This is a genomic window from Micromonospora sp. WMMD1076, from assembly GCF_029581475.1.
GTDB lineage: Bacteria > Actinomycetota > Actinomycetes > Mycobacteriales > Micromonosporaceae > Micromonospora > Micromonospora aurantiaca.
The window spans coordinates 5,869,486-5,894,209 of record NZ_CP120862.1 but is presented as its reverse complement, the minus strand read 5'-3'; the positions used below and the strand labels follow the sequence as shown (position 1 = coordinate 5,894,209).

Sequence of the window (24,724 nt, the reverse complement as noted above, 5' to 3'; positions counted from 1 at the left end):
GATCCCAAGTCTCCCTGTGTGCAAGACCGGAGATATTGAAGGCCGCATGACCGGCCGATGGTCGATTCGGCAGAGTCTTTAATGAACGCCAATGCCGCACAACGCATCGCAAGCCCTTGGCCGGCCTTTTCCCCGGTGCTAGCGTGCCTTGCGATCTCGCGAATTGTGCGCCCCTTCCCGGAACACCGCCGTAGCCGGACAGGAGTTCTCCATGACCGCACACCAGGCGACGTTCCTGCTTCTCGATCTGGCCCTGATCCTTCTCCTCAGCCGGACCTTCGGCGCCCTGGCCGGCCGGCTCGGGCAACCAGCGGTCATCGGTGAGGTGATCGGCGGCATCCTGGCGGGCCCCACCCTGCTCGGCAACGGCTTGTCCACCGCGCTGTTCCCGATGGAGGTCCGGCCGTTCCTCGCCGGCCTGGCGAACATCGGCGTCGCCGTCTTCATGTTCATGGTCGGTCTCGAGGTGAACCGCAAGGCCATGCGGGGAAGGGGCCCGATCGCGGTGACGGTGTCCCTGAGCTCCATCCTGTTGCCGCTGGGCCTGGGCGTCGCGCTCGCCACATTCCTCTGGACCCGGCACCCCGGCGAGCACCGGCTCGGCTTCCTGCTCTTCGTCGGAGCGGCCATGTCGGTCACGGCGTTTCCCGTGCTGGCCCGGATCCTCACCGACCGTGGCCTGAGCCGGACGTCCCTCGGCGGGCTCGCCCTCGCCTGCGCGGCCGTGGACGACGTACTGGCCTGGACGTTGCTGGCCGGCGTCATCGCCATCGCCGGCACCGGCTCGTCCGATCAACTGCTGTTGCTGATGGTGGTGCCGTACCTCGGGGTGATGGTCGGTGTGGTGCGACCGCTCCTGCGGCGGATCCTCTCACCGTCGGCCGTGCTCACACCGGGGCTGCTCGCCACCGTCTTCATCGGCGCGCTCCTGTCGGGCGCCGCGACCGAGTGGATGGGCCTGCACTTCCTCTTCGGCGCATTCCTCTTCGGCGTCCTGGTGCCGAGAGAGGGCACCGACCGCCTGCGCGGCGAGATCCTCGGCAGTGTCGAGCGCTTCAACGGGACGCTGTTGCTCCCGGTCTTCTTCGTCGTCGCAGGCTTCAAGGTGGACCTGTCCGGCATCGGCGCCGGAGGGCTGGTGGAGTTCGCGCTCATCCTGCTCGTCGCCATCGCCGGGAAGTTCGGCGGCGCGTACGCGGCGGCCCGCCTGCACCGCCTGCCGGTGCGGCAGTCGGCGATGCTGGCGACGCTCATGAACACGCGAGGGCTCACCGAGCTGATCATCCTGAGTGTGGGACTCCAACTGGCCCTGCTGGATCAGGAGCTCTACTCGATGATGGTGGCCATGGCGGTGATCACGACGGCGATGGCGGGACCGCTGCTGCGGATCTGGCATCGCGACACCGACAACTCCGCGGATCCTCTGCCCGAACCACTCACCGGCGCCGGCCGGCCCGCCTGACCGGGCGAGGACTCAGCCGGTCCGATAGAACCGCTGCGCGCCCGGATGCAACGGGATCGGCCGGGTCGCGGCGGCACTGGACCGGTTGAAGTTCGCCGCCTCCGGGTGCACCTGGATCAGCTCGCCCTGCCAGGTGAACAGCACACGGGTCAGGTCGTACGCGAGCTGCTCCGGCATGTCCGCCCCCACCAGGATCACGTTCGCCACCGTGATGGTCGGCGTCGGCTCGGGTGTCCCGTAGACCTCCTTCGGCAGCGTCGCTGTGGTGTAGACAGCGCCGAAGCGGGCGCTCAACGGCTCGATCAGCTCGTCGATCGGCAGCAGCCGGAACGTGCCCGGTGCGGACGAGAGCAGATCCTTGACGCCCGGTGTGGGCAGGCCGCCGGAGAAGAACATGGCGTCCAGGCCCTTGGCCCGCATCCGCTTGACCGTCTCCGGCAGCGACAGGTTGAACCGCTGGATGTCCCGGCTCGGATCGATGCCACCGGCGGTGAGCAGGCGCCCGGCGATGATGTCGGTGCCGGACTTCGGCGAACCGGTGGAGATGCGCTTGCCGCGCAGGTCGGCGAAGCTGCCGATCTTTCCGTCGGCGCGGACGATCACGTGGGTGTAGTTGCTGTAGACCCTTGCCAGCGCCCGTACCGGCTGCGGCTGCCTGTCGAACGCCCCGCGCCCGTCGACAGCGTCCGCCGCCGTGTCGGCCAGGCTGAACGCGATCTCCATGTCCCCGCTCGCCACCCGGGTGATGTTCTCCACCGACGCGCCGGTCGGCTCCGCCCGCGCCTCGTACCCGGGCAGGTGGCGGGTGATCAGGTCGGCGTACCCGCCGCCGAGCTGGTAGTAGACGCCTGTGGTGTTGCCGGTGGCCAGGAAGATCCGCCCGCCGTGCCACGCCTCCGGCGCGGAGTCCTCGGCGGCGCAGCCGGCGACGAGCACCGCCGTCATCAGCGCGGCCAGCAGCCGCAGCGGGCGGCCGGTCACCGTCGGGCCGCCGGTTCCAGCGCCTCCGCCACCCGCTGCACGAGCGTCGCCGTCTCGTAACCGATCTGCCCCAGGTCGCAGCCGGGGGCGGCCAGCACGCCGAGCAGCGCCCGCTCACCCACCGCCATCACCAGCATCACCCCGCCGTCCATGTCGACGATCTGCTGGCGTACCCGGCCGGCGGACATCAGCCGGGCCGCGCCCACCGTCAGGCTCGCCAGGCCGCTGATCACCGCCGAGAGCTGGTCGACCTGGTCGGGGGCGAGGTCGGGTGAGGACGCCAGCCGCAGCCCGTCCTCGGAGACCGCGAGCGCGTGCGAGACGTCCGGCACCTGCTCGGCGAAGTTCGCCAGCAGCCAGTCCAGGCCCGCGGAGGACGGTGAGGTCATGGTCTTCTCCCGTTGGGTGTGGTGTTCGGGGCACGGCGGGTCGCGCTGGCCACCCCCTCGGCGAGGGCGGACAGCCGGGCACGTACCACTTCGGGGTCGAGCAGGTCGGTCGCCGGCGGCGGCGCGGTGGTGTCCGGCATCGGCTCGGGCAGGTGGCCGCCCACCTGCCGCCGGGGCAGCCCGGCGGCAGTGGTCGGGGCGGGCGTCGGCGGCACGCTCGCCGGCCGGATCCGCGCCGCGGTCGGCGCCAGCAGCGCGCCACCGGGCGTGCGGACCGCGGCGACGCCGCGCACCGGCCCGACGGTCGTGGCGCTGGTGACCAGGCTGCGGCCACCGGCAGGCCCGGACTTGAACCAGGCGGCGGCGCGCGGTCGCCGCTCGGCCGCCGGCCGGGAGGCCACCGACTCGACCCGGGTCAGCACCGACTCCGGTACGTCGACCTGCGCCACGGTGCCGGTGCCCGGGTTGTGCAACTGCACCCGGATCCCGTGCCGGGCGGCCAGGTGGGCGACCACGTGCAGGCCCATGCTGCCCGCCGCCGCGCTGGACAGCGTGGCGGGCGCGGCCAGCCGATCGTTGATCTCGGTCAGCCGGCTCTCGCTGACGCCGATGCCCTGGTCGCGGACGTGCAGCACCAGCCCGTCGACTGTGCGCCGGCCGTCGACGAGCACCCGGGCCTCCGGTGGCGAGTAGACGGTGGCGTTCTCCAGCAGCTCGGCCAGCAGGTGCACCAGGTTGCCGGCCGCCGTGCCGTGCACCGCAGCCGTCGGCACGTCGATCTCCACCCGCGGGTAGTCCTCGATCTCGGAGGCCGCCGCCCGCACCACGTCGTCCAGCAGCAACGCGCCCTCGTGCCCCCGGCCGGGCTCGCCACCGGCGAGCACCAGCAGGTTCTCCCCGTTTCGGCGCAACCGGGCGGCGAGGTGGTCCAGCGCGAACAGCCGGGCCAGCGCGTCCGGGTCGGTCTCCTCGCGCTCGAAGTCGTCGAGCAGCCGTAGCTGCCGGGTGATGAGCGTCCGGATGCGCCGGGCCAGCGCCTCCGCCATCCGGGTCACGTCCAGCCGCAACTCGGCCTGCTGACCGGCCAGCCGCAACGCGGCCCGGTTCACCGTGTCGAACGCCTCGGCGACCTGCGCCACCTCGTCCCGGCCCCGCCTGATCCCGTCGGTCATCCGGGTCGCCGGGCCCTCCGCCGGGGCCCGCTCGCCCGCCGCGATCGCGGTGATCCGTTCCGGCAGCTCCCGGTTCGCCATGGTCAGCGCGGCCACCCGCAGCCGGCGCAACCGGCGGCTCGTACGGACCGCCAGCAGCACGGCTGTGACGAGCGAGCCGAGCGCGACGGTGCTCGTCGCGCCGGCCGTCAGAACCGCACGCAACCGGGCCGCCCCGGCCAGGTCCGCCGCGTCCCGGTCCAGCTCGTCGGTCAGGTCCCGGCCGAGCAGGTTGTACCGGCGGATCGCGCCGCTCTGCGCCACGTACCAGGCGTCGCCGTCGGTCTTCAACGCGTCCGGCGCGCCGTCGGAGTCGAGCACGGCGTCGCGCATCCGCCGCGCGGTGGTCACGTCGGCGCCGTCGACCAGCCGGTACCAGGCCGTGCTCGCCGGCCCGGAGGCGATCCGGAGGAACTCGGCCTGCCGCTGCTCCAGGGCACCCCGCAGCCGGCCCAGCCGGGCCAGCTCGCCGCGTTCCAGTCCACCCCTGACGAACACCGCCCGCAGCAGGTCGCGTTCCAGCGCCGACAGGTGCTCCTGGGCGGCCACCGCTGCCACCTCGCGCGCCTGGTTGGCCAGCTCGGCGTCGCGAAGCTGGCTCGGCAGCGCGTCGGCGACCGCGAGCAGCGACTCCACGAGCGACACGTACGCCGGGTCGCCGCGCTCACCGGCGAGCGCCAGGTCCCGCGTCGGTGCGAGCTGCGCCAGGCGCCCGCCCACGTCGTCGAGCACCCGGCCCAGATCCGGGGCGGCCCGGCGCGCGTCACCCTGCGCCGAGCGGTAGCGCTCCACAGCCGTGTCCACCCGGCGGCGCTGCGCGTCCACGAGCGGGCGGCCGGACGTACCGCCGCGCTGGCGCAACGCGGCCGTCTCGCCCAGTTCGCGTTCCAGCTCGTGTACCAGCCGTACGGTCGCGGTGGCGGTACCGGCCAGCACGCGGGCCCGGTCGGCGTCGACTGACGCGTCGAGCGCGGCGCCGGTCTGCGCCGCCCCCAGCACGACCAGCCCGGCGGTGGCCACCAGGATCGGCGCCAGGAGTTGGACGCGGACCGAGCGGAGGCGTCCGGTGCGGTCCGCGGAGCGGTGATGCCGGCGTACGCGGGCCGGGTGGGGCAGCGGCACGGGGGTCTCCGGGTCGGGTCGGTGGGCCGGGCCCGGACGCACGTCCGTGCCCGGCCCGTTCGGGTCAGCTCGCGCCGAGGTCGCTCAGCGCCCGCTCCGCGCCGCGGTGCAGCGGCACCGGGTCCGTCTTGCGCGCGTTGCCCAGCTCGATGCCCTTCGCCGCCGGGTTCGCCTGGGCCAGGGCATCCTTGGAGTCGAAGACCGTCCGGGTGATCGCGCAGGCCACGTCGGCGTCCAGGTTGTCCCGCACCAGCAGCACGTTCGGCACCACGATGGTGGGTACGTCGGCCGGGGTCCGGTAGATGTCCTTGCCGATGGTGCCCGCCTGGTACGCCGGGTTCAGCTCGGCCATCTTCGGCAGCAGCGGGCTGATGTCGACGAACTTCACCTTGCCGCCGGACGTGGTGAACAGGTCGGTGACCCCGCCGGTCGGCACGCCGCCGGACCAGAAGAAGCCGTCGATGCTGCCGTCCTTCATGCCGTCGACGGTCTTGGTGAGGTCCAGCCGCTGCGCCTGGACGTCCTTGGCCGGGTCCAGCCCGGCGGCGGTGAGCAGCCGGTTGGCGATGACCTCGGTGCCGGACTTGGGCGATCCGGTGGAGATCTTCTTGCCCTTCATGTCGGCCACCGACGTGATCCCCGCGTCGGCGCGGACCACCACCTGCGTGTAGTTGTCGTAGATCCGGGCCAGCGCCTTCACCGGCTGCGGCGAGCTGAAGCTCCCCTTGCCCTGCACCGCGTTGACGGCGGTGTCGAACAGCGAGAACGCCACGTCGTACTGGCCGGCGACGAGCTGTTCGACGTTCTGCACCGAGGCGCCGGTCTCGGCGGCCGTTCCGGTGAGCTTGCCGTCGGTGGACTTGCTCAGTTCACCGGCGAGCGCGTTGCCGACCACGTAGTAGACGCCCGTGGCGTTGCCGGTGGCGATGCCGACCCGGGTGTCCTTGGTGACCTTGCAGCTGACCTCGCGGGCGGCGTCGTCCTTCGCCGCGCCGTCCTGACGGCCTCCGCAGCCGGCGGCACCGGCGGCGACCAGGACGAGCGCCCCGACACCCGCCACTATCCTCGCGTCGATCCGTCCCACTCTCTCTCCTCCCCAAGGTCCACGGATTCTTCGACCGCCGGGCGGCCGGGGTGTCCGGCGGCGCCACGTCGGACGTACACGCCCGCGACCGCGAGCGCGGCGAGCGCCGCGCCGATCGCCATGGGCAGCGGTTCCAGCCAGAGCAGCACCAGCCCGGCGACCGCGCCGAGGATGCGTTCCGGCACTCCGGCCGGGCCCACGCCGGGCAGCCAGCCGCCGGCCGCGACCGCCAGCACTGCCACGCCGAGCGCGGACACCAGACCGGCCGTCAGGATCCGGCCGGGCCCGCCGATGCCGAGCAGCCCGAGGCCGGTCGGCGTGATGACGAAGGCCAGCGGGATCAGGTACGCCGGCAGCGCGTACCGCAGGGTCTGCCACATGGTCGGCACCAGCCGGCCGCCGGTGACCGCGGCGGCGGCGACGGCGGCCAGCGCGGTCGGCGGCGAGACCTCGGACAGCACCGCGAAGTAGAAGACGAACATGGCCGCGGCGGGCGCTTCGACGCCCAGGTTCAGCAGCGCCGGTCCGATGATCACCCAGCCGATGACGAACGAGGCGGTGACCGGCACGGCGAGGCCGAGCAGGCTGAGCGCGACGGCGGCGAGCACGGCGGTCAGCGCCAGCACCACCGCCGGCTCGGAGCTGACCGCCTGCGCCCCGTCGATCAGCAGTGCGGCGGCCTGCGGCCCGAGGCCGGTCTTCGTGGTGGTGGCGGTGATGATGCCGGCCGCGGCGCAGACGGCGCTCACCGCGAGCACCCCGCGTACGCCGTCGCGCAGCGCCGTCACCAGCCGGGCCGGCGTGAGGCGGTGCCGGCGGTCCAGGAAGGACAGCACCGCAGCGACCGCCGTGGCGATGACCACCGCGCGCATCGCCGACGCGCCGAGCGCCAGCACCACGATGATCACGAGAAGCGAGAGGAAGTGGTAGCCGAAGCGGGCCAGCAGCCGCCACGCCGAGCCGGTGTCGATGACCACCGGCCGGACCCCGGAGCGCCGGGCGTCGATCTCGACGGAGAGCAGGATGCCCAGGTAGTAGAGGATCGTCGGCACCGTGGCCCAGCCGAGCACCTGCAGGTAGGACACGCCCAGGTACTCGGCGATGATGAACGCGGCGGCACCGAGCGTCGGCGGCGACAGGATCGCCCCCACACCGGCGGCGGCCAGCATGCCGCCCGCCCGTTCGGCCGGGTAGCCGGCGCGGCGCAGGATCGGCCAGGTCACCGCGCCGATGCTGACGGTGGTGGCGGCGCCGGAGCCGGAGACCGTGCCGAGCAGGAAACCCGAGGCGACTGCGGTACGCCCGGCGGCCGTCCGGGAGCGGCGGAACGCGGCGGCGGACAGCTCCACGAAGAACCGGCCCGCGCCGGACAGGTCGAGCACCGCGCCGTAGATGGTGAACAGCACGATGTACGAGGCGGCCACGTCCAGCGGGGTGCCGTAGAAGCCGCTGTCGGAGTTGTAGAACGCGTCGACGAGCTGCCCGAAGTCGAGCCCCGCGTGCGCCACCGGCCAGGACTGCGGCAGCAGCCCGCCGTAGTAGCCGTACCCGAGGAACAGCACGCACACCGCCGGCAGGATCCATCCGGTGGTACGCCGGCACGCCTCCAGCAGCAGGAGCAGCAGCCCGGTGCCGAACGCCACGTCCAGCGGATCCAGCAGGCCCTGCCGGTCGAGGAAGGCGTCGTATCCGCCGCCACCGGCGCCGATGGCGACCGGCAGCACCGGGTAGAGGCAGACGACGAGCGCCGCGAGGGCCAGCAGCCAGTCCACGGGAGTGGGTCCGCGCCGGTCGTCCGGGTCGGTCGCCGTGCGCCGCAGCCGCACCCCGGAGGGGTACGCGAGGAACACCACCGGCAGGACGCCGGCCAGGAAGAAGATGAGGTAGTACTTGCTGCCCTGGGACAGCGGGAGGAACACCTGCCAGAGCGTCAGCAGCCCGACCGCGACGGTGATGCCGGTGAAGAGGACACCGACCGGTCCGGCGAGTACGCGTCCCGGCTTCTCCTCCTCGAACCGGGCGGCCAGTTCGCGGGCGTCCTGGGTCTGTTCCGGGCTCTCGTTCTCGCCCGGGGTGTGGTGCTTGCCCACGGTGTCGCGCTCGTCCGCGGTGTGGTGCTCGCCCGCGGTGTGGTGCGCTGCTCGACTGTGATGGTGCGTCTCACCCGGCCCGTCGTCGGCCCACTCGGGTCCGCCGACCCTTCCTTCGTCCGGCGGTAGCGCCACCACCTCGGCGTCCACGTCGGACCCCGGTCGCCCGTCGGACGGCGGCCGGGGTTTGGGGGGAGTCGCGTCGGAGGGGCGAACGGGCGGCACGAGGGGGCACGATACGCGAATGGCGCGCATGTTGGGAACATTGCTGATCGTGATAGCAATGAGTGACGGAATGGAGCTTCGCTCACTCGCGTCGCACTTTCTTGAAACTGTTTCGCAATAGCGGGAGAAGGGGTTCTCCCGGCTCTCTCCCGATATCACCTACAACGATGAAGAATGGACGTGCCCGGGATGCTTGTCGTCACGCAACGTGTCCACTGAAGGTGGTGGCGTCTTCCGTGGCGGCTCGCGCGGACGGCGCCCGTAGCACCCCGCTCGCCCACCGCTGTGTGCGCTCGCGCACCCCGTAGGGAGATGGCCGGAAGGCGTGTTCGCCGTCTCGCGTTTCCACGATCGACTCCACTTCGCCGAGGTGGTGGCATCGGAAGACGGATCACGCGTCACCTCAGCGCCCCGGCCTTCGTCGCCCGTGCGCCTCCCTCTCGCTTCCGCACACGCTGGCCGGTCGACCGGTGGCCGGCCCTCGGTGAGTGGAACGTGATGGGTGCCTCCGGCCCCGTTTGACACCCATGACGTTCCACTCGTCGTGACGGTCGCCGAGACTTCGGCGATCGGTGGTCGCGGCGCAACGGCCGCTCGCCGAGATCTCGGGCGGGGTGCGGTGGGCCCGGTGGGAGTGGTGTCCTCGCCGCGTTCGCTCTGCATCCATCGCCGCACATGGTTACGGAGCGTGTCTGTCGCGCGCGTGGCTGCAGAGCAAAGGCGGCGGGGGAGCGGGTGGGTGCGGCCGGAACCGAGGGCCGGGCGCGCCTGCGGAAGGGGCCGGCAGGAAAGTGGGTGGGTACGGTCGCCGGCGGCAGAACGGCCGGTTTGCGGATGCGGTGGTTATCGCTGCCCTCGTCAGGGCATGTCGTGCGGGACGACATGACGACGAGGAGGTGTGCCATGGCCGCCCGCGACAACGCCCACGACGTCCACGACGACACCCGCGACGGGCGCGAGGACGCCCTCGCTGCGCGCGACGACGGCCCCGCCGGGCAGGACCGGCCGGACGGGCGGGAGCGCACCGGACCGGTGGGGCCGGACGACGGGCCGGACAGCCCGGCCGACCTGTCGGCCACGGGCTGGATGGCGACGCTCAAGCGGACCGTCCGGGAGTTCCAGGACGACAGCCTGACCGACTGGGCGGCCGCGCTCACCTACTACGGCGTGCTCTCCATCTTCCCGGGCGTCCTGGTGCTGATCTCGGTGCTCGGCCTGCTCGGCGACCGGGCCACCGAGGGGGTACGGGACACCGTCGGGCAGGCGGTGCCGGAGGAGAACATCCGCCGCATCATCGAGAGCGCGATCGACCAGGCCGGCCAGTCCGGCGGGCTGGCGAGCATCGCGGCGATCGTCGGTCTGGTGGCGGCGTTCTGGTCGGCCTCCGGCTACGTCGCCGCGTTCATGCGCGCCTCGAACAGCATCTACGACGTGCCGGAGGGTCGGCCGATCTGGAAGACGCTGCCGGTGCGCCTCGGTGTGACCGCTGTGATCGGCGTGATGCTGCTGATCAGCGCCGTGATCGTGGTGTTCACCGGCGGGCTGGCCGAGCAGGCCGGAAACGCGATCGGGCTCGGCGAGACCGCCGTGACGGTGTGGAACATCGCCAAGTGGCCGGTGCTGCTGGTGCTGGTGAGCCTGATGTTCGCGATCCTCTACTGGGCCTCGCCGAACGCCCGGCACGGCGGCTTCCGCTGGGTCAGCCCCGGCGGCGTGCTCGCGGTGGTGCTCTGGCTGGTGGTCTCCGGCCTGTTCGCGCTCTACGTGAGCAACTTCGGCTCGTACAACAAGACGTACGGCGCGGTGGCCGGCGTGATCATCTTCCTGGTGTGGCTGTGGCTGAGCAACGTCGCCATCCTGCTCGGCGCGGAGTTCGACGCCGAGTTGGAGCGCAGCCGCGCGATCGCGGCCGGGCACCCGGCCGACGAGGAGCCCTACGTCGAGCTGCGCGACGACCGCAAACTGCGCAAGAAGGGCCGCGCGTCCTCCCGCTGACCCGAGATCGCACCGCCCTGCCCGGAAGTCGCACGGGCAGGGCGGTGCGTTTTCATGATCCGGAACTCGCTTTTGTTCGGATGGACAAAAGTTTGCATCAGACGTGCCGAAACTATGGACATGCGGCCCGGAAGGCTCCTACTGTGTCGGACACAACACACATCGCCGACGTCGATGTGACGGACTTCCGATGCGGAGGTGACTGCCGGTGCGGACGGTCGACCCCCTGCACGTACGGCTTCTGCGGCTGCTCCGGGACGAGGGCGCGGTGTCCCGCGCCGAACTCGGCGACCGGCTCCAGATGCCCCGCCCGCGCCTGCTCGCCGAGCTGGAACGCCTGGTCTCCCTCGGCTACGTGGCCGAGGCCGGGCTGGCCGCCTCCCGGGGCGGGCGGCGCTCCACCCTCGTCGAGCTGAGCCCGCACCTGCGGTTCGCCGCCGTCGACCTGGGCGCCAGTTCGATCGACGTGGAGGTGGTGAACGGCCGGCTGGAGACGGTGGCCGCCTACGCCGAGACCGCCGACATCCGCTCCGGCCCGAAGGTGACGCTCCAGCGGGTCAACGAGCTGCTGCACAAGGCCAAGGTGGACGGCGCGTACGAGCGGCTCGACGCGGTGGGTATCGGCGTACCGGGGCCGGTCAGCTTCCGCGACGGCGTGCCGGTCTCCCCGCCGATCATGCCCGGCTGGGACCGGTTCCCGGTCCGCGAGCTGCTCACCCGCGAGCACGGCTGCCCGGCCGTGGTCGACAACGACGTCAACATCATGGCGATCGGGGAGCGGCACGGCGGCGTGGCCCACTCGGTCGACGACTTCCTGTTCATCAAGATCGGCACCGGCATCGGCTGCGGCATCTACCTGCACGGCGAGGTCTACCGGGGCACCGACGGCTGCGCCGGGGACATCGGCCACATCCAGGCCGACCCGAACGGCCCGATGTGCAGCTGCGGCAACCTCGGCTGCCTGGAGGCGGTGTTCAGCGGCGCCGCGCTGGCCCGGGAGGCGACGGTCGCGGCCCGCACCGAGGTGTCCCCGGCCCTCGCCGAGCGGCTCGCGGCCCGGGGGGTGGTGACCGCGCTGGACGTGGCGCAGGGGGCGATCGAGGGGGACGTCACCTGCATCCAGCTCATCCGCGACGGCGGCCGGCGGGTCGGCAGCGTGCTGGCCGGGCTGGTCAGCTTCACCAACCCGTCGATGATCGTCATCGGCGGCGGGCTCGCCCAGCTCGGCCACATCCTGCTCGCCGAGATCCGCAGCGTGGTCTACCGCCGCTCGCTGCCGCTCGCCACCGGCAACCTGCCCGTCGTCCTGTCCGAGCTGGGCCCGCGCGCCGGCGTCGCCGGTGCCGCGGTGCTGGCGAGTGACCTCGCATTCGGGGAGGCAGCGTGAGCGAGACCGGAAAGCCGCTCGTCGAGGCGCCCGCCGACGCCGTCGCGGGCGAGGTCGTGCTGCGCCTCACCGACGTGGTCAAGACGTTCCCGGGGGTACGCGCGCTCGACGGCGTGCAACTGGAGGTGCGGGCCGGAGAGGTCCACTGCCTGCTGGGGCAGAATGGCGCCGGCAAGTCCACGCTCATCAAGGTGCTGGCCGGGGTGCACCGGCCGGACTCCGGCGAGGTGATCTGGCGCGGCGAGCCGGCCTCGTTCGCCAACCCGCAGGCCGCCATGCGCGCCGGCATCGCCACGATCTACCAGGAACTCGACCTGGTCGACGACCTGTCGGTGGCGGAGAACGCGTTCCTCGGCCACGAGCCGCGCCGGTTCGGCTTCGTCCGGCGGGGGCACATGGCCCGGCGTACCCGGCAGATCCTGGCCCGGCTCGGCCACCCGGAGATCCCGCCGGGACGGCTGGTGCGGCACCTGCCCGCCGCCGGCAAGCAGATCGTCAGCATGGCCCGGGCGCTGTCCCACGAGGCCCGGCTGATCATCATGGACGAACCGAGCGCGGTGCTGGCCCACGACGAGGTGGCGAACCTGTTCCGGATCATCCGGGAACTCACCGCGCAGGGCATCGCGGTCATCTACATCTCGCACCGGCTGGAGGAGATCCGCGAGATCGGCGACCGGGTCACCGTACTCAAGGACGGCCGGACCACGGCGGCGAGCCTGCCGGCCCGCGAGACGCCGACCCGCGATCTGGTCGCCCGGATGACCGGGCGGACCATCGAGTACGTCTTCCCGCAGCGCCCGGCCGACCACGGGGGCGGAGCGGAGCTGTTGCGGGTGGACGGGCTGACCCGGCACGGCGAGTTCGCCGACGTCTCGCTCGGGGTCCGGGCGGGAGAGATCGTCGGCATCGCCGGGCTGGTCGGTTCCGGCCGGTCGGAACTGCTGGAGACCATCTTCGGCGCGCGCCGGGCGCACGCCGGTACGGTCCGGGTGGACGGCCGTGCGCTGCGTCCCGGCAGTGTGGGCGCGGCGGTACGGGCCGGGATGGGCATGGCGCCGGAGGAGCGCAAGAGCCAGGCGCTGCTGCTCGGCGAGCCGATCTACCGCAACGTCACGCTCGCCACGTTCAGCAGGTACGCCCGCCTCGGCTTCACCGACACCGGGCGGGAGCGCGCCGAGGCGGACCGGATCGCCGCGTCGCTGGAGCTGCGGCCCCGGGACGTACGCCGGCCGGTGCGCACGCTGTCCGGCGGCAACCAGCAGAAGGTGGTGGTCGGGCGGTGGCTGCTCGGTGACACCCGGCTGCTGCTGCTCGACGAGCCGACCCGGGGCGTGGACGTGGGCGCCCGCGCGGAGCTGTACCAGGTGATCCGCGATCTGGCCGCCCGTGGCGTCGGGGTGCTGCTGGTCTCCAGCGAGGTACCCGAGGTGCTGGGCCTGGCCGACCGGGTGCTGGTGATGCGGGAGGGCCGGGTGGTCCGCGAGGCCCCGGCCGGCGAACTGGACGAGAACACAGTGCTCGACCTCGTCATGGCGGGGTCTCTCATGGAAGGGGCGCCGGCATGAGCGACGTCACCGACACCTCGCTGCCCGCGCAGTCGCCGCCGGTGGAGCGGGCGGAGACCGCGAAGGCCGGCGCGCCGGCGAAGCTCTCCTGGTGGCGCGGCGACGGCGGGGAGGGCGCCAAGCGCAACCTCGGCCTGCTCGCCACGCTCGTCGTGCTGGTGGTCATCGGCATCCTGACCCGCCCCGACCTCTACGGCGACCCGAACTGGGTGTGGGGCAACACGCTCACCATCCTCAAGCTCGCCTCGGTGGTCGGCGTGGTCACAGTCGGCATGACGTTCGTGATCATCGGCGGCGGCATCGACCTGTCGGTCGGCGCGATAGTCGCGCTGGCAGGTGTCTGGTGCACCACCGTGGCGACGCAGAGCTACGGCGCGGGCGGCATGATCTTCACCGCGCTCACAGTCGGGCTCGCCGTCGGTGTGGTGAACGGGCTGCTCGTCTCGTACGGCCGGCTGGTGCCGTTCATCGCCACGCTCGCCATGCTCGTCGCCGCCCGGGGGCTGGCGGCGGAGATCTCCGACAAGCAGACCCAGGTGTCGGGCAACACGTTCATCAACGGCATCGCCAGCACGAACGTGCTCGGCATCCCGCTGCTGGTCTACATCCTGGTGGCGGTGGTGGCGGCCGGCTGGGTGCTGCTGAACCGGACCACGTTCGGCCGCCGTACGGTGGCGGTCGGCGGTAACCCGGAGGCGGCCCGGCTGGCAGGTATCAACGTCCGCCGGCACACAGTGCTCCTCTACGCGCTGTCCGGCCTGTGCTGCGGCATCGCCGCGGTCATGCTGACCGCGCAGGCCACCTCCGCGCAGGCGGCGATGGCCAACCTCTACGAGCTGGACGCGATCGCCGCCGCGATCATCGGCGGCACGCTGCTCAGCGGCGGGCGGGGCACGATCATCGGTTCCCTGCTCGGAGTGATCATCTTCTCCACCATCACCAACCTGTTCGCCATCAACAACCTCTCCGCCGAGGCCCAGAACATGGTCAAGGGCGGCATCATCGTCGCCGCCGTCCTGGTCCAGCAGGTGCAGTTCGGCAGCCTGACCCAGTTCCTCGCCCGCAACCGCGCCACCACCACCTGACCCCACCCGCGCACATCCCGGCTGCCGTCGTACCGACTGTGGTCCGGCCCGCCACACCCGAAACCACCCCACCACCTCATCCCAGGAGGCGTCATGAGAACACCGCGCCATGACCTGTCCCGTCGCCGGCTGCTCTTCGGCGGGGCCGCCGTCTCCGCCGGGGTGCTGCTCGCCGGCTGCACCGGCAACGAGCAGAACCCGACCGAGGCGCAGACCAAGGCGGCCGGTTCCGGCGCCAACACCGAGCCGGGCAAGAAGGTGAGCATCGGCTTCTCCGCCCCGGCCGCCGACCACGGCTGGATCGCCGCCATCACCAACAACGCCAAGGCGCAGGCCGGGGCGTACCAGGACGTGGAGCTGAAGTCGGTCGAGGCCGGCGCGGACGCGGCGGCCCAGCGGGCGGCGCTGTCCACGCTGATCTCGCAGAAGCCCGACGTGATCGTGCTGCTGCCGCACGACGGCAAGGAACTCAACGCGTTCGGCCTGGAGGCGATGAAGGCCGGCATCCCGGTGGTCAACCTGGACCGGGCCTTCCCGGACGCGCGCGCCTACCGGCTGCAGATCAAGGGCGACAACTACGGCATGGGGGTGGCCGCCGCCACCTACATCGCCGAGCAGCTCAAGGCCAAGGGTGTCAGCAACCCGGTGATCGGCGAGATCCCCGGCATCGAGTCGCTGGAGCTGACCCAGGAACGCTCCAAGGGGTTCGCCGACACGCTCGCCTCCTACGGGTTCAAGGTCGCCAACCGGCGGCCCGCGGAGTTCACGGTGGACTCCGGGCAGCAGGCCGCCACCGGCCTGTTCCAGGCGCTGCCGAAGATCGACGCGGTCTGGAACCACGACGACGACCAGGGCATCGGCGTGCTCGCGGCGGTCAACCAGGCCAACCGCAAGGAATTCCTGATGGTCGGCGGCGCCGGCTCCAAGAAGGCCATGGAGGACATCGCCGCCGACAACACCGTCCTCAAGGCGACAGTCACCTACAGCCCGTCGATGGCCTCCTCGGCCATCTCCCTGGCCCGCCTGATCGGCCAGGGCAAGGGCATGTCCGACCTGGTCGAACTCCAGGTACCGAAGGAGATCGTGCTCGCCTCCGAGACGATCACCAAGGAGAACGCGAGCGACTACCTGAAGCTCGGGTTCTGACACACGGGGGGAGACCCACCTTGTCCAGTCACGACAGCATCCTGCGGGTCGGCATGGTCGGCTACGCGTTCATGGGCGCCGCGCACTCCCAGGCGTGGCGCACCGTGAACCGGGTGTTCGACCTGCCGGCGCGGGTGCGGATGGCGCTCGTCTGCGGCCGCGACGAGCCGAAGGTGGCCGAGGCCGCCGACCGGCTCGGCTGGGACGGCTACACCATTGACTGGCGGCGGCTCGTCGAGTCCGACGAGATCGACGTGGTCGACATCTGCACGCCGGGGGACAGTCACCGCGAGATCGCACTCGCCGCGCTCGCCGCGGGCAAGCACGTGCTGTGCGAGAAGCCGCTGGCGAACAGCGTCGCCGAGGCCCGCGAGATGACCGAGGCCGCGGCCCGGGCACGCGAGTCCGGAGTACGCGCGATGTGCGGCTTCAACTACCGGCGGGTGCCCGCTGTCGCCCTGATGCGGCAGCTCGTGGCCGACGGGCGGATCGGCGAGATCCGGCACGTCCGGGCGACCTACCTCCAGGACTGGATCGTCGACCCGCAGTTCCCGCTGGTGTGGCGGTTGCAGAAGGACAGGGCGGGCTCCGGCGCGCTCGGTGACATCGGCGCGCACATCATCGACCTGACCCAGTACGTCACCGGTCAGCTCGTCACCGGGGTGAGCGCGCTCACCGAGACGTTCGTGCGTCAGCGGCCGCTCGTCGCCGGGTCGAGCGGCCTGGCCGCGCAGGCCGACGGCAACGGCAACGCGATGGGTCAGGTGACTGTTGACGACGCGGCGGTGTTCGTGGCCCGGCTCGACGGGGGAGCGCTGGCCACGTACGAGGCGACCCGGTTCGCCACCGGCCGCAAGAACGCCCTGCGGGTCGAGATCAACGGCTCGCGCGGCAGCGTCGTGTTCGACCTGGAACGCCTCAACGAACTGGAGTTCCTGGACGCCACCCGCCCCGCCGCCGAGCAGGGCTTCAACCGGATCCTGGTGACCGAGCCGGACCACCCGTACCTGGGTGCGTGGTGGCCGCCCGGCCACATCATCGGCTACGAGCACTCCTTCACCCACCAGGCCCGCGACTTCGTCGAGGCGGTCGCCACCGGCGCCGACCCGGCACCGTCGTTCGCCGACGCGTTGCAGGTCCAGCTCGTGCTCGACGCGGTGACCCGCTCGGCCGAGCGGGCCGCCTGGACGGAGGTGGAGCCCGCCCTGGCCGAAGCTTCCGCGTGACGCGAGACGGGCCCCTGCGGGGTCCGTCGACACTCACCGGCGCCGGCCGGCGAGGGCCCGCCGCGGTTGCGCCCCGCGGCGGGGACGAGGCCGGCTCCGGGGAGCGTGCCGCCGGTGTCCGCCGGCACGACCAGCACGGCCCTCCGGTGCGGCCGGACCGGGATTCCCCGGCCGCACCGGCGGACCGGCCATACCTGGGGAGGTAGCGCGAATGCGTACGGGTGTCTGGCTGGTGGGTGCGCGCGGCTCGGTCGCCACCACGAGCGTGGTCGGGGGACTGGCCCTGCGGGCCGGGCTCACCGCACCGACCGGCTGCGTGACCGAGCTGCCCGCCCTGCGCGGGCCCGCCCTGCCGGGCTTCGCCGATCTCGTCTTCGGCGGCCACGACGTGGTCGCCACCCCGCTGACCAAACGCGCCGAGGCGCTCGCCGCGGCAGGGGTGCTGCCCGCCCCGCTGGCCGACGCCGTGGCGCCCGACCTGGCCGTCGTCGAGGCGGCGTTGCGGCCCGCGCCGACCGAGGGTGGCCCGGGTGAGCGGATCGCCGCGGTGGTGCGCGACCTGACCGAGTTCCGCGCCCGGCACGGGCTGGACCGGGTGGTGGTGGTCAACGTCGCCGCCACCGAACCGGCACCCGCCCCGCACCCGGCCCACAGCGACCTGGCCGTGCTGCGCGACGCGCTGACCGGACCGGCCGACGTGCTGCCGCCCAGCTCCGGGTACGCGTACGCGGCGTTCACCGCCGGCTGCCCGTACGTGGACTTCACCCCGTCGACGGGCGCCCGGCTGCCGGCCCTGGCCGCGCTCGCCGCCGAACGAAAGCTGCCGTACGCCGGGCACGACGGCAAGACCGGCGAGACGCTGCTCAAGTCGGTGCTCGCGCCGATGTTCGCGATGCGGCACCTGGCCGTGCGCTCCTGGTCCGGCACGAACCTGCTCGGCGGCGGCGACGGCGCCACGCTCGCCGAACCGGCCGCCAACGCCGCGAAGGTGGGTAGCAAACAGCGGGTGCTCGCCGAGACGCTCGGCTACCTGCCGCAGGGCCACACCCGGATCGAGTACGTCGAGGAACTCGGCGACTTCAAGACCGCGTGGGACCTGGTCACGTTCGCCGGTTTCCTGGGCACCGGAATGCGGATGGAGTTCACCTGGCACGGCTGCGACTCGGCGCTCGCCGCGCCGCTCGTGCTGGACCTGGCCCGGCTCACCGCCGCCGCGCACGCGGCCGGTCGCCACGGCCCGCTGACCGAGCTGGCGTTCTTCTTCAAGGACCCGCTCGGCGCGACCGGCCACGCGCTCGGCGAACAGTGGACGGTGCTGCGGGAGTTCGCCGCCGGCCTTCACGCCCGGGTGACGCCGTGACCCGCCTGACCGACCTGGCCGAGCTGGTCCGGGCGCCCGCCGCGCTCTCCGTACCAGGGGACGTGCTGTCCGGCGCGGCGGCGGCCGGTGCGCTCGGTTCGCGTACACCGGCACTGGCCGGCGCGTCGGTGCTGCTCTACTGGGCCGGGATGGCCGCCAACGACTGGGCCGACCGGCGGCTGGACGCGGTCGAGCGGCCGGAGCGGCCGATCCCGTCCGGCCGGGTGCGCCCGTCGGTGGCGCTCGGCGTCGCGTCCGGCCTGACCGCCGCCGGGCTCGCCGTCGCCACCGCCGCCGGGGGCCGCCGAGCGGCAGCTGTCGCGCTGCCACTCGCGGCCACCATCTGGGGGTACGACCTGCGCGCGAAGAACACCGCCGCCGGCCCGGCGGTGATGGCCGCCTGCCGGGGGTTGGACGTGCTGCTCGGCGCGTCCGGCGGGCGGGTGGTCCGGGCACTCCCGGCCGCGCTGACTGTCGCCGCGCACACCTGGACCGTGACCGCGCTGTCCCGCCGCGAGGTGACCGGTGCGGACCGGCGTCTGCCCGGCCTCACGCTCGCCGGCACCGCGCTGATCGCGCTCGCCACCCCGGCCCGGCCGACTCCACCGGCCACTGCCGCTCACACCGGCCGCGCCGCTCATCGGGGCCACGCCGGCGCCTCCGGGCGCGCCGCCCGGCTCGGGGAGCTGGTGCCGGTGGTGCTGGCCGCCGGGTACGCCGCCCGCTACGGCCGGGCACAGGCCCGGGTGCTCGCCGACCCGTCACCGGCCCGGGTACGCGCCGCCGTGGGCGCCGGGATCACCGGGCTGCCCGCGTTGCAGGGCGCGCTGACCGCCCGCGCCGGGGCCCGGCTGCTCGGCCTCGCCGTGGCCGGCGCGGCCCCGCTCGGCCGCCGCCTGGCCCGACTGATCTCACCGACATGACAGCCGCGCCGGCCACCCGGGCCACCGCCGGCCCGCTGCCCGGGCCGGGCGGGCTGCGTTTCGGGTACGGCACCAACGGCTTCGCCAACCACCGGCTCCGCGACGCGCTGACGGTGCTCGCCGACCTCGGGTACGTGGGCGTCGCGCTCACCCTCGACCACGACCACCTGGACCCGTTCGCCCCCGGCCTGGCCCGCCGGGTCGCCGCCGTCCGTCGCCGGCTGGACGCGCTCGGGCTCGCAGTGGTGGTCGAGACCGGCGCCCGGTACCTGCTCGACCCGCGGCACAAGCACGCGCCGACGCTGCTGCACGACGACCCGGAGCGGCGGGTGGGGTTCCTGCGCCGGGCCGTCCGGATCGGCGCCGACCTGGGCGCGGAGGCGGTCTCCTTCTGGGCCGGCGTACGCCCGCCCGGCGTACCACCTGACGTCGCCGCCGACCGCCTGGTAGCGGGCTGCGCGGTCGTCTGCGCCGAGGCGGCGGAGGCGGGCGTGCCGCTGGGCTTCGAACCGGAGCCGGGCATGCTCGTCGAGGACATCGCCGGGTGGTGGCGGCTGCGCGAGGCGCTCGGAGCGCCACCAGGCTTCGGCATCACGCTCGACATCGGGCACTGCCGCTGCCTGGAGCCGATGCCGGTGCCGCAGTGCGTGTCGGCGGTCGCCGAGCACCTGGTCAACGTGCAGATCGACGACATGCGCCGGGGCGTGCACGAGCACCTGGAGTTCGGCACCGGCGAGATCGACTTCCCGCCGGTGCTGCGTGCCCTGACCGACGCCGGCTACCGCGGGCTGGTTGCCGTGGAGCTGCCCCGGCACTCGCACGCCGCCCCGGCCGTCGCCGCCCGCTCACTGGACTTCCTGCGCGCCGCCGCCTCGCGCGGCGAGGGGCGGTGACCGACCACCTTCCACCCGGCAGAGGGGAGACGGCATGACACCCGACCGACTGCGCGCCGCGCTTCGGGGCGTACCCGATCCGCAGTGGCTGGACGCGGCGCTGCGCCGCGTCGCGACCGAACCCACGGCGATCGGGCGGTTCTTCGCCACCGCCGCCCGGCGGTGCGGTCGCCTGCCGCTGCCCGGTCCGCCCGGCTGGACCGCGGACGAGGCGGCCCGGGCGCTGCTGCTGACCGCGCTGCCCGACGGCCACGCCGCAGCAGCGGAGACGCTCTACCGGCAGGGCGACGCCGCCGAGAAACGCGCCGTGCTGCGTGCGCTGCCGCTGCTGCCGATCGGCGCGGAGTGCGTGCCGCTGCTGCACGACGCGACCCGCACCAACGACACCCGGCTCGTGGCCGCGGCGCTCGGCCCGTACGCCCGGCACCTGGAGCAGGCGGCCTGGCGCCAGGCGGTGCTCAAGTGCGTGTTCACCGGCGTGCCGCTGGCGGTTGTCGACGGCCTGCCGGAGCGGGCCGACGGCGAGCTGGCCCGGATGCTCGCCGCGTTCGCCGCCGAACGGCACGCCGCCGGCCGCGACATGCCCGCCGACGCGGCCGACCTGCTGCGCCGGCTGACCATCCCCACCACGGAGGCGTGACATGCGCATCTTCGACCCGCACATCCACATGACGTCCCGCACCACCGACGACTACGAGCGGATGGCCGCCGCCGGGGTCCGCGCGGTGGTCGAGCCGGCGTTCTGGCTGGGCCAGCCGCGTACCAGCGTGGACAGCTTCGTGGACTACTTTGACTCGCTGATCGGGTGGGAGCCGTTCCGGGCCGGCCAGTTCGGCATCCGGCACCACGCCACAGTGGCGCTGAACCCGAAGGAGGCGAACGACCCGCGCTGCCGCCCGGTGCTCGACCTGCTGCCCCGCTACCTGGACAAGGACGGCGTGGTGGCGGTCGGCGAGATCGGGTACGACGCGATGACGCCGGCCGAGGACGCCGCGCTGGCCGGTCAGCTCGCCCTGGCCGTCGCGCACGACGTGCCCGCGCTGGTGCACACGCCGCACCGGGACAAGGCACGCGGCGTCGAGCGCACGCTCGCGGTGGTCGCCGAGTCCGGCATCGCGCCCGGACGGGTGCTCGTCGACCACCTCAACGAGGTGACAGTGGAGCTGGTCCGCGACACCGGCTGCTGGCTGGGCTTCTCGATCTACCCGGAGACGAAGATGTCGCCGCCGCGGATGGTGGAGCTGCTGAGGCGGTACGGCACCGAGCGGATGCTGGTGAACTCGGCGGCCGACTGGGGCCGGTCGGATCCGCTGCTGACCCGGGCCACCGGGGAGGCGATGCTGCTGGCCGGGTTCGACGCCGACGACGTGGACCGGGTGCTGTGGCGCAACCCGGTGGAGTTCTACGGCCAGTCCGGCCGGCTCGACCTGACCGACCTGGAGGCGAGTGACCCCACCTTCGCCGGCAACTCGATAGCGCGCGGGGGGCAGTGATGCGGCTGCGCCACACCGACGGCACGACCGTCCATCTCGGCTACTGCACGAACGTGCACCCGGCCGAGGACCTGCCGGGCATCGTCGCCCAGCTCGACACGTACGCGGTGGCGGTCCGCCGGGCACTCGACGCCGACCGGCTGGGGCTCGGCCTCTGGCTGGCCGCGCCGGTGGCCGCCGCGCTCGCCGCCGACCCGGCGGCCCGCCGCCGGCTGCGTCACGAACTGGCGGTACGCGGGCTGGAGGTGGTCACGCTCAACGGCTTCCCGTACGCCGCGTTCCAGGCCCCGGTCGTCAAGGGCGCCGTGTACCACCCGGACTGGACCACGCCGCAACGGTCGGCGTACACGCTGGACCTGGCCCGGGTGCTCGCCGACCTGCTGCCCGACGACGCCGTCCGAGGTTCGATCTCGACGCTGCCGATCGCCTGGCGCACCCCGTGGGACGCCGGGCGGGCCGCCGTCGCGCGGCGCCGGCTGGACACGCTGGCAGCGGGCCTGGCCGCCGTGCAGCGGGAGACCGGCCGGGTGATCCGGGTCGGCTTCGAACCGGAACCGGGCTGTCTGGTGGAGTCGACGGGACAAGCACGCGAGGTGTTCTCGGACATGGATACCGACCGGCTCGGGATCTGCCTGGATCTCGCGCACCTGGCGTGTGCCTGGGAGCAGCCGGCGGATTCCCTGGCCGGGCTGCGCGCCGCCGGGCTGCCGCTGGTGAAGGTCCAGGTGTCCGCAGCGGTCGAGGCGCCCGACCCGGTCGGCGCGAGCGCTGCGCTGCACCGCTTCGTCGAACCGCGTTTCCTGCACCAGACGCGGGCTGCCGGTTGCGCAGGCGCCGCCGATCCGGCCGATCCGGCGTACGCGGCCGACGACCTGGACGCCGCACTCGACGCGCGGCTGCCCGGGGCGTGGCGGGTGCACTACCACGTGCCGTTGCACGCCCCGCCCGAGCCGCCGTTGCGCTCCACGGTGCCGGTGCTGCGTGAGGCGCTCGCCGCGTTGTTCGCCGGTCCGGTCGCCGGCTGCGACCACCTGGACGTCGAGACGTACACCTGGGGGGTGCTGCCGGAGGCGCGGCGGCCGCGCGGCGACGCGGAGCTGGCCGCCGGCATCGCCGCCGAGCTGGCGTTCGCCCGCGACGAGCTGACCGCCCTCGGCCTGGACACGACGGTGGGGGCGCCCTCATGAGCCGGCGGCTCGTGGTGCTCGACGTGGTCGGGCTGACGCCGCGGCTGCTGGCGCACATGCCGCGGCTGCGCGCGGTGGCCGACGCCGGGTTCGCCGCCGAGCTGGGCACCGTGCTGCCGGCGGTGACCTGCTCGGCGCAGTCCACGTTCCTCACCGGTGAGCTGCCCGCCGGGCACGGTGTGGTGGGCAACGGCTGGTACTTCCGTGACCTGGGCGAGGTGCTGCTCTGGCGGCAGCACAACGGGCTCGTCGGCGGCGAGAAGGTGTGGCAGGCGGCCCGTCGCGTCGAGCCGGGCTACCGGGTGGCGAACGTCTGCTGGTGGTACGCGATGGGCGCGGACGTGGACTGGACGGTCACGCCGCGCCCGGTCTACCGCGCCGACGGGCGCAAGGAGCCGGACTGCTGGACCGACCCGCCCGAGCTGCGGGACACCCTCACCGACGCGCTCGGCACGTTCCCGCTGTTCAGCTACTGGGGGCCGGGCGCCGGGCTGCCGTCCTCGGCGTGGATCAGCCGGGCGGCGCAGCGCATCCTCGCCGACCACGCCCCCGACCTGACGCTGGTCTACCTGCCGCACCTGGACTACGACCTGCAACGCTTCGGCCCGTCCGGCCCGCAGGCCGCCGCCGCGGCGGCCGAGCTGGACACCGTGCTCGGTCCGCTGCTCGACGCCGCGCGGGAGCGGGACGCCACAGTGGTGGCGCTGTCCGAGTACGGCATCACCGACGTGTCCCGCCCGGTGGACGTGAACCGGATGCTGCGCGCCGAGGGGCTGTTGCGGGTCTACACCCAGGCCGGGATGGAGTACCTCGACCCGTGGACGTCGCGGGCGTTCGCGGTGGCCGACCACCAGGTGGCGCACGTCTATGTCAAGGACCCGGCGGACGTGCCGGCGGTGGCGAAGCTCTGCGCGTCGCTTGCCGGCGTGGCCGAGGTGCTCGACGCCGCCGGGCAGGCCGGGTACGGGCTGGCTCACCCCCGCTCGGGTGAGCTGGTGCTGGTGGCCGAGCCGGACGCCTGGTTCACGTACTACTACTGGCTCGACGACGCGCGGGCACCCGACTTCGCCCGGCTGGTGGAGATCCACCGCAAGCCCGGCTACGACCCGGCCGAGCTGTTCTTCGACCCGGCCGCGCCGGGTGCGGCGAAGCGCCGGGCGGCGGTGGCGCTGGCCCGTAAGAAGCTCGGGCTGCGTTACCTGATGACAGTGGTGGGGCTGGACGCGGGCGCGCGTGCGGTGCGTGGTTCACACGGGCGCCTGCCCGCCGACCCGGCGGACGGCCCGGTGCTGCTCTGCTCCGACCGGGCCGCGATCCGGCCCCGGGTGGAGGCCACCGACGTGAAGGCGTTGCTGCTCGAACTCGCCGGACTGGCCAGGGGGGCACCATGACCGTAACCGTCGGATGCGCCCGCTGTTCTGCTACTGGGGCTGGCGGGGGTTCGGCGGCCCGGACGCCGCAACGATCGTGGTCGCCGCGGCGTCGCTGGAGCTGTTCCACGCGTTCGCGCTGATCCACGACGACATCGTGGACCGCAGCGAGCGCCGCCGGGGCGCGCCGACGCGGCACTGGTCGCGCTGGACGCGTTGCCGCTGGCGGAGCCGGCGCGACGGGTACTGGCGGCGCTCGCCGAGCGGGCGGTCGACCGCCATGAGTGACACCTACTTTTGTCGTAGAGCGTCGAAAGTCAAAGCCGATCGATCAGAAGCTATGGACAGGCTGATCGAAAGGTCTTACTGTCGTGCACAGCACAACGCTGTTTCGCCGAGGCGACCGCCCCGCACCAGATCGCCCGCACCGCCCGCCTCGGCGAGGTGACCTCCGGTCCCGACCGGAGGTCGCGGCCCGCCGACCTCCCCGGCAGGCCGGCGCAGCATCCCCCTGCTCGGCATCCGGCGCG

Annotated in this window: 20 protein-coding genes; 15 read left to right on the top strand and 5 right to left on the bottom strand. The window is 73.2% G+C overall.

Translation table 11 applies throughout. The features are described from left to right. Positions 1-211: 211 nt before the first annotated feature. A complete protein-coding gene (locus O7622_RS26535) occupies positions 212-1,462 on the top strand; it encodes a cation:proton antiporter (protein ID WP_282310860.1) in 1,251 nt (416 codons plus the stop codon). Positions 1,463-1,474: 12 nt separating this feature from the next. Here the strand turns inward: O7622_RS26535 and O7622_RS26530 are convergent, their stop codons facing one another. The 5 genes from O7622_RS26530 to O7622_RS26510 all read right to left on the bottom strand — a co-directional run bounded on the left by O7622_RS26530 (position 1,475) and on the right by O7622_RS26510 (position 8,489). Further along, a complete protein-coding gene (locus O7622_RS26530; RefSeq protein ID WP_282310859.1) occupies positions 1,475-2,443 on the bottom strand; it encodes a TAXI family TRAP transporter solute-binding subunit in 969 nt (322 codons plus the stop codon). Then, positions 2,440-2,832, bottom strand: a complete 393-nt coding sequence (locus O7622_RS26525) for a roadblock/LC7 domain-containing protein (RefSeq protein WP_282310858.1) — start codon at positions 2,830-2,832, stop codon at positions 2,440-2,442. The genes O7622_RS26530 and O7622_RS26525 overlap by 4 nt, the downstream gene beginning before the upstream one ends. Then, positions 2,829-5,165 (bottom strand): nitrate- and nitrite sensing domain-containing protein, encoded by a 2,337-nt coding sequence (locus O7622_RS26520; RefSeq protein WP_282310857.1) that lies wholly within the window; start codon positions 5,163-5,165, stop codon positions 2,829-2,831. The genes O7622_RS26525 and O7622_RS26520 overlap by 4 nt, the downstream gene beginning before the upstream one ends. A gap of 64 nt (positions 5,166-5,229) precedes the next feature. Then, positions 5,230-6,249 (bottom strand): TAXI family TRAP transporter solute-binding subunit, encoded by a 1,020-nt coding sequence (locus O7622_RS26515; protein WP_348774044.1) that lies wholly within the window; start codon positions 6,247-6,249, stop codon positions 5,230-5,232. Beyond that, complete coding sequence (locus tag O7622_RS26510; protein WP_282310855.1) at positions 6,225-8,489, bottom strand: TRAP transporter fused permease subunit; 2,265 nt, start codon at positions 8,487-8,489, stop codon at positions 6,225-6,227. The genes O7622_RS26515 and O7622_RS26510 overlap by 25 nt, the downstream gene beginning before the upstream one ends. 978 nt (positions 8,490-9,467) lie before the next feature. Here O7622_RS26510 and O7622_RS26505 point away from each other — a divergent pair. The 14 genes from O7622_RS26505 to O7622_RS26440 all read left to right on the top strand — a co-directional run bounded on the left by O7622_RS26505 (position 9,468) and on the right by O7622_RS26440 (position 24,642). After that, the gene (locus O7622_RS26505) at positions 9,468-10,559 is read left to right on the top strand and encodes a YihY/virulence factor BrkB family protein (RefSeq protein WP_282310854.1); all 1,092 of its coding nucleotides are present in this window, start codon (positions 9,468-9,470) and stop codon (positions 10,557-10,559) included. A 208-nt stretch (positions 10,560-10,767) separates the two neighbouring features. Continuing rightward, positions 10,768-11,946: an ROK family protein gene (locus O7622_RS26500; RefSeq protein ID WP_282310853.1), complete on the top strand. Its 1,179-nt coding sequence runs from the start codon at positions 10,768-10,770 to the stop codon at positions 11,944-11,946. Further along, positions 11,943-13,511 carry a sugar ABC transporter ATP-binding protein gene (locus O7622_RS26495; RefSeq protein ID WP_282310852.1) on the top strand — a complete coding sequence of 523 codons (1,569 nt, stop codon included), beginning with the start codon at positions 11,943-11,945 and terminating at the stop codon, positions 13,509-13,511. The genes O7622_RS26500 and O7622_RS26495 overlap by 4 nt, the downstream gene beginning before the upstream one ends. Beyond that, positions 13,508-14,596 (top strand): ABC transporter permease, encoded by a 1,089-nt coding sequence (locus O7622_RS26490; protein ID WP_282310851.1) that lies wholly within the window; start codon positions 13,508-13,510, stop codon positions 14,594-14,596. Before O7622_RS26495 ends, O7622_RS26490 begins: the two co-directional genes overlap by 4 nt. 93 nt (positions 14,597-14,689) lie before the next feature. Further along, positions 14,690-15,742: a substrate-binding domain-containing protein gene (locus tag O7622_RS26485; protein WP_282310850.1), complete on the top strand. Its 1,053-nt coding sequence runs from the start codon at positions 14,690-14,692 to the stop codon at positions 15,740-15,742. Positions 15,743-15,762: 20 nt separating this feature from the next. Continuing rightward, positions 15,763-16,968, top strand: a complete 1,206-nt coding sequence (locus O7622_RS26480) for a Gfo/Idh/MocA family oxidoreductase (protein ID WP_282310849.1) — start codon at positions 15,763-15,765, stop codon at positions 16,966-16,968. Positions 16,969-17,179: 211 nt separating this feature from the next. Continuing rightward, a complete protein-coding gene (locus O7622_RS26475) occupies positions 17,180-18,328 on the top strand; it encodes an inositol-3-phosphate synthase (protein WP_282310848.1) in 1,149 nt (382 codons plus the stop codon). Then, on the top strand, positions 18,325-19,251 hold the full coding sequence (locus tag O7622_RS26470; protein WP_282310847.1) for an SCO3242 family prenyltransferase: 927 nt from the start codon (positions 18,325-18,327) through the stop codon (positions 19,249-19,251). The genes O7622_RS26475 and O7622_RS26470 overlap by 4 nt, the downstream gene beginning before the upstream one ends. Further along, the gene (locus O7622_RS26465) at positions 19,248-20,144 is read left to right on the top strand and encodes a sugar phosphate isomerase/epimerase family protein (protein ID WP_282310846.1); all 897 of its coding nucleotides are present in this window, start codon (positions 19,248-19,250) and stop codon (positions 20,142-20,144) included. Before O7622_RS26470 ends, O7622_RS26465 begins: the two co-directional genes overlap by 4 nt. Positions 20,145-20,178: 34 nt before the next feature. After that, positions 20,179-20,784, top strand: a complete 606-nt coding sequence (locus O7622_RS26460; protein WP_282310845.1) for an EboA domain-containing protein — start codon at positions 20,179-20,181, stop codon at positions 20,782-20,784. Position 20,785: 1 nt separating this feature from the next. Next, the gene (locus tag O7622_RS26455) at positions 20,786-21,637 is read left to right on the top strand and encodes a TatD family hydrolase (RefSeq protein WP_282310844.1); all 852 of its coding nucleotides are present in this window, start codon (positions 20,786-20,788) and stop codon (positions 21,635-21,637) included. After that, positions 21,637-22,824, top strand: coding sequence for a metabolite traffic protein EboE (gene eboE, locus O7622_RS26450; protein ID WP_282310843.1), 1,188 nt, complete (start codon positions 21,637-21,639; stop codon positions 22,822-22,824). The genes O7622_RS26455 and eboE overlap by 1 nt, the downstream gene beginning before the upstream one ends. Further along, positions 22,821-24,215, top strand: a complete 1,395-nt coding sequence (locus tag O7622_RS26445; RefSeq protein ID WP_282310842.1) for a nucleotide pyrophosphatase/phosphodiesterase family protein — start codon at positions 22,821-22,823, stop codon at positions 24,213-24,215. Before eboE ends, O7622_RS26445 begins: the two co-directional genes overlap by 4 nt. A gap of 13 nt (positions 24,216-24,228) precedes the next feature. After that, positions 24,229-24,642, top strand: a complete 414-nt coding sequence (locus tag O7622_RS26440) for a polyprenyl synthetase family protein (RefSeq protein ID WP_282310841.1) — start codon at positions 24,229-24,231, stop codon at positions 24,640-24,642. The last annotated feature ends 82 nt before the right edge of the window (positions 24,643-24,724 follow it).